The following is a 2,552-nucleotide window of genomic DNA, read 5'->3' on the forward strand; positions in this document are numbered from 1 at the left end:
GTTAACGAGTCTCTGGACTCGTTAACCACTCACGGGCGGCGGAGCCGCCTCAGCTGAAGACGACCGTTCGGTGCCCGTGCAGCAGGACCCGGTTCTCGCAGTGCCAGCGCACGGCCCGGGACAGCGCGAGGGCCTCGGCGTCCTGCCCGACTGTGGCGAGTCGCGCCGGGTCGAAGGAGTGGTCGATGCGGATGACTTCCTGCTCGATGATGGGTCCCTCGTCCAGGTCGGGTGTCACGTAGTGGGCGGTGGCGCCGACTTGCTTGACTCCGCGATCGAACGCCTGGTGGTAGGGCTTGGCGCCCTTGAAGCCGGGCAGGAACGAGTGGTGGATGTTGATCGCGCGTCCACGCAGTGCGCGGCACGCGTCGTCCGACAGCACCTGCATGTACCGCGCGAGAACCACGAGATCCGCGTCGAACTCCTCGACGAGTTCGAGTAGCCGGGCCTCGGCCTCCGGCTTGGTGGTCGGTGTGACGGGGACGTGGACGAACGGCAGGCCGGCGGCCTCGGCCATCGGGCGCAGCACCTCGTGGTTGGACACGACGGCGACGAGTTCGGCGCCGAGGTTGCCCGCTCGCCAGCGGAAGATGAGGTCGTTGAGGCAGTGGCCCATCTTGGAGACCATCACGATCACGCGGGGTAGGTCACTGCCGTTGAAGTTGAACGTCATGCCGAATCTCGCGGCCACGTCGGCGAATTGGGCGGTCAAGTGCTCGATGTCGACGTCACCCGCTGACACGAATGAGGTGCGGAGGAAGAACGCGTCGCTCCGGGTGTCGTCGAACTGCTGATGCTCGGCGATATCGCAGTTCTGCTCGAAGAGAAAGGAACTGACGGCGTGAACGATCCCGGGACGCTGAGCGCAGCTGAGCGTCAGGGTGAAGGTTTGGGTCATGTGGGTCTCCTCGATGCCGGAATCAAATTGAGGTATTAGTCCGAGCAAACTGATATATCAGCATGGTCGATGCTATTTCAGGCGGGACGGGTGGTCAAGGGCTGGAGGCGAAAGTCAGACGCCGCTTCGGAATCCGGCGAGCACCGAGTCCGATCGGGTCTGGGCGTGCTGGGCGTGCTGGGCGTGCTGGGCGGCGGCGGCATCGACCGTGTGGGCGATCAGTAACGCGGTGGTCACCGGTCCCACCCCTCCGGGGACCGGGGTGAGCGCACCGGCCCGGCCGTCCACGGCCTGGGCGTCGACGTCACCGAGCAGCCGGCCGTCGGTGGTCGCTGTGGTCCCGACGTCGATGACGACGGCGCCGTCGGCGACGTGCTCGGCGGTGACCAGTCCGGGAATGCCGACGGCGACGACGAGAATGTCGGCGTCACGGGTGCCTGCAGCCAGGTCGGTGGTGTGCCGGTGGCAGACGGTCACCGTCGCGTTGCGCTGCACGAGGAGGTTCGCGACCGGACTTCCGACCACCGTGGATCTGCCGACCACCGCGGCGGTCCTGCCGTGCGGGGAGATTCCGTGGTGATCGAGCAGCGCGATCACGGCCCGTGCGGTGGCGGGCGCGAAAGCGGGCAGACGCGCGACGAGGCGGCCGAGGCTGACCGGGTTCGCGCCGTCGATGTCCTTGGCGGGGTTGATCGCCTCCCGCAGCGCGTCGAGGTCGGTTCCGTCCGGCAGGGGCGTCTGCAGGATGATTCCGTGGACGTCCGGGTCGTGGCCGAGTTCGACGAGCGTGCCGTGGATCTGCCCCGTGGTCGCCGACGCACCGAGATCCACGATGTCACACAAGATTCCGGTGCGTTTCGCGGCCGCCGCGATGGAGCGCACGTACCAGGCGGTCGATTCGTCGTCGGTGGCCAGGACGACTGCCAGCCTGGGCCGGATTCCGAGGTCGGCGAGAGCGGCGGCGGCGCCGGATGCGTCGTCTCGGATGGTGGTGGCGAGTTCGGCGCCACCGAGGCTTCTGGTCATGAACTCAGCTGCTTTCGTACTCGGGTGGTGACTGCCTCGGCGCGCTCGACGATCGTGTCGACGCCGGCCAGGCATTCGGTGAGGGACCGGCGGGTGTCTGCATCGGTGATACCGGGCAGGTTCACCTCGATGTTGACCCGGGCGGTGGTGGCGGCGGCGCGGGCGGCCTCGGCGGCGGCCGCGACGTCGCTGACGACGGTGGGGTTCGCCACCGGCAGCAGGACGTCGGCGAGTGCGACGACGTCGCCCGCCGCGACCACCACCTCGGCGGGCACCGCGGCCGCGCCGGCGAGTGCGGTCGCGATCGCCGCTGTACGCGCCCCCGATTCTTCCTCGGTTTCCCGGGGGAGACGGTAGGCGTCGATGACGGCCGTGAACGCGGCCATGTCGTCCTCGGCGAACTGCAGTGCCTTCTCTCGGAACGCATCCGCGGACGCGCAGATGCGTTCGACGAGCATCCCGTGGTCGGCGTACCTCTTGCCGGTGGTGTAACGGGCGACCATCGAGACCAGCGCCGCGGCCTGGCCGAGATGGAGTGCGCCGGTCGCGCCGCCGCCGGGCGCGGGGGTTCGATCGGCGAGCGAGTCCAGGAACCCGGTGACCGTGTCGTGCCGGATGCTCATGACGG

At 68.6% G+C, this 2,552-nt stretch carries 3 protein-coding genes; all 3 read right to left on the reverse strand.

All coding sequences use genetic code 11. The annotated features are described in order from the left end of the window. Positions 1-49: 49 nt before the first annotated feature. A complete protein-coding gene (purU, locus tag ACFTZB_RS44940) occupies positions 50-898 on the reverse strand; it encodes a formyltetrahydrofolate deformylase (protein ID WP_378442377.1) in 849 nt (282 codons plus the stop codon). Between the two features lie 114 nt (positions 899-1,012). Then, complete coding sequence (locus ACFTZB_RS44945) at positions 1,013-1,924, reverse strand: bifunctional 5,10-methylenetetrahydrofolate dehydrogenase/5,10-methenyltetrahydrofolate cyclohydrolase (protein ID WP_378442379.1); 912 nt, start codon at positions 1,922-1,924, stop codon at positions 1,013-1,015. Continuing rightward, a complete protein-coding gene (locus ACFTZB_RS44950) occupies positions 1,921-2,547 on the reverse strand; it encodes a cyclodeaminase/cyclohydrolase family protein (RefSeq protein ID WP_378442381.1) in 627 nt (208 codons plus the stop codon). The genes ACFTZB_RS44945 and ACFTZB_RS44950 overlap by 4 nt, the downstream gene beginning before the upstream one ends. Between the last annotated feature and the right edge of the window lie 5 nt (positions 2,548-2,552).

This window comes from Rhodococcus sp. NPDC057014, assembly GCF_042673295.1.
GTDB lineage: Bacteria > Actinomycetota > Actinomycetes > Mycobacteriales > Mycobacteriaceae > Rhodococcus_F.

Excerpts from the sequence above, each read along its gene's own strand:
- ACFTZB_RS44945 (WP_378442379.1), bottom strand. The coding sequence starts at position 1,924 with ATGACCAGAAGCCTCGGTGGCGCCGAACTCGCCACCACCATCCGAGAC.
- purU (WP_378442377.1), bottom strand. The coding sequence starts at position 898 with ATGACCCAAACCTTCACCCTGACGCTCAGCTGCGCTCAGCGTCCCGGG.
- ACFTZB_RS44950 (WP_378442381.1), bottom strand. The coding sequence starts at position 2,547 with ATGAGCATCCGGCACGACACGGTCACCGGGTTCCTGGACTCGCTCGCC.